The organism is Hymenobacter terrestris (genome assembly GCF_013377905.1).
Lineage (GTDB): Bacteria > Bacteroidota > Bacteroidia > Cytophagales > Hymenobacteraceae > Hymenobacter > Hymenobacter terrestris.
This window is the reverse complement of sequence record NZ_JABKAV010000134.1, coordinates 1-2,124: the sequence shown is the minus strand read 5'-3', so window position 1 is coordinate 2,124 and position 2,124 is coordinate 1. Positions and strand designations below refer to the sequence as shown.

Genomic DNA, 2,124 nt, shown 5'->3' with positions numbered 1-2,124 from the left:
GTTTATCTTCGGACCGTTTAAGTGAACTCACATCGCTAATTACTACCAGCTGCTCCGATACCTTGGCGTGAATCAGCGGGCTGATAGAACGCAACGAATTGATTTGTAGCTTGCTCATTCCAAGCCCACCCACTTTGTTCCTTTATTGTGCTTCCGCCCTGCGCTTGAGACGTGACCCCGCCCTCATGCGCTACTTTCTTCTGTTAACCCTGCTATGGCTGGCGGCTGCTCCTAGGGGGCAGGCCCAGACGCCGGCCCAACGCCGGGCCCGCTACCGCTATTGGGAGGCCCCGGTAGATTCCCTGAGGCAAGTGCTGGCCGGCCAGCGTGCGGACACCGCCCGCCTACGCACCCTGCTCCACCTGAGTCACACCCCCGCCGTAGAGGCTCACCTCGCCGAAGTGGTGGCGCTGACCAAAAAGCTGCACCGCCCGGAGCACCGGGCGTATCGGGCGTTGCTGGTGGGTCTAAAACTCCGGGATAAGAAATCATTTGCCCCTGCCTTGGACAGCCTACAGGCGTCGGTAGCAGCCTTCGACCGACTGGGCCAGCCCGCGTCGGTGGCGTTGAGCAGAATGCGCCCGCTCTACGACGGACTAAACCAGCAAGCGGCCCGGCGGGCCTACCTGTACGACAAGCTGGCCGAATACGGGCAGTGGGGGCATCCGCTGAGCATCGCCAGCTGCTACCGGGCCCTGGCCAATTATTATCGGGTCCAGGGCGACTTCAATCAGGCCGCTAGCTACATTCTGCGCAGCGCCGAAATATTCCGGCACTTCAGTCGGCGACAATATTACATCGACCTGAGCGTGGCTGGAGCCTATTACGCCGATTGGGGCAACTACTCCAAGGCCCGGCACTACCTGCAGCAGATGCTGACCGAGACGCGATGGCCCACCCTGCGGCCCTATGCGCTGCGCATGCTGGGGGAGACCTACCTACGGGAAGGCAACTTTGCGGCCGCACTGCGGGCAGTCGACGAGTCCCTGACCGCCTCCGTCGTGGCCACAGGAGACACCAGCCGGTCCCAAGTAGTGGCGGCACTTAACGACTATGCTTTTGGCCTGGTATTGAAGAGTGCGGTGCTGCTGGCCCAGGGCCGGGTGGCCGAGGCCGGGCAGGTGTTGCCCCAAGCCCAGCACTTACGCGATTCGTTGCGCATCCCGCTGAATAGTACGTTGGGCTATTTTGAGCTGGACGCGGCCTGGGCCAGGTACTACGCCCTGCGGGGCCAGACGCAGCGGGCCGAACAGGCGTGGCTGCACGCCTACCGACAAGCCCGGGAGCTGAGCACCACGCCCTTGCGCTTGGCCTACTTGCGGGAATTAGCCGGCTTCTACCAGGCCCGGGGCCAATCGGCTCCGGCGGCCAGGTATTCGCTGGCCGCCGCGGCCCTGGCGGACACGCTCGAGCGCGCTCAAGGGGCGTGGCACGTGGCCCAGTACGAGGTGGAGCAGGCCGACCGGGCCCAGCAGGCACGCATCGCCACGCTGCGCTTGGCCCAGGTGCAGGACGCGGCGCGGGCCCGCCGCCAGCGCCTGGTGCTGGGGGCAGTGCTGGCGGTGCTGGCCCTGATTGGCGGGCTGGTGTTCGTGCTCTGGCGCGGCAACCGCCAACAGCAACGGGCCAACGCGCTACTGAATCAACTAAATGCGGCCGTGAACACGCAAAAAGGGGCACTGGAGATTCAGCGAGACCAACTTAACGCCTCGCTCACGGAACTGCGCACGACGCAGGCGCAGTTGATTCAAAAAGAGAAAATGGCCAGCTTAGGCGAGCTCACGGCCGGCATAGCCCACGAGATTCAAAACCCACTGAACTTTGTCAATAACTTCTCCGAAGTGAGCAGTGAGTTGCTGGCCGAATTGGCCGACGAGCAAGCGCGCCCCGAGCGCGATGCCGAACTGGAAGCCGAACTGGTGGACGATCTGCGGCAGAACATGGGTAAAATCACCCAGCACGGCCAACGGGCGGCCAGCATTGTCAAGGGCATGTTGGAGCACAGCCAGACCAGGGCTGGCGAGCGGCTGCCCACCGATGTCAACCGCCTGTGCGACGAGTCCCTGCGCCTGGCCTACCAGGGGCTGCGGGCCAAGGATAAGTCATTCAGCGCCTCCCTCACCA

General features: G+C 63.6%; 1 protein-coding gene. It reads left to right on the top strand.

The window, feature by feature from the left end; all coding sequences use genetic code 11:
• Positions 1 to 185 precede the first annotated feature (185 nt).
• Positions 186 to 2,124: histidine kinase dimerization/phospho-acceptor domain-containing protein (locus tag HW556_RS18775; RefSeq protein ID WP_246289721.1), on the top strand; the 1,939-nt coding region annotated here is incomplete at its 3' end.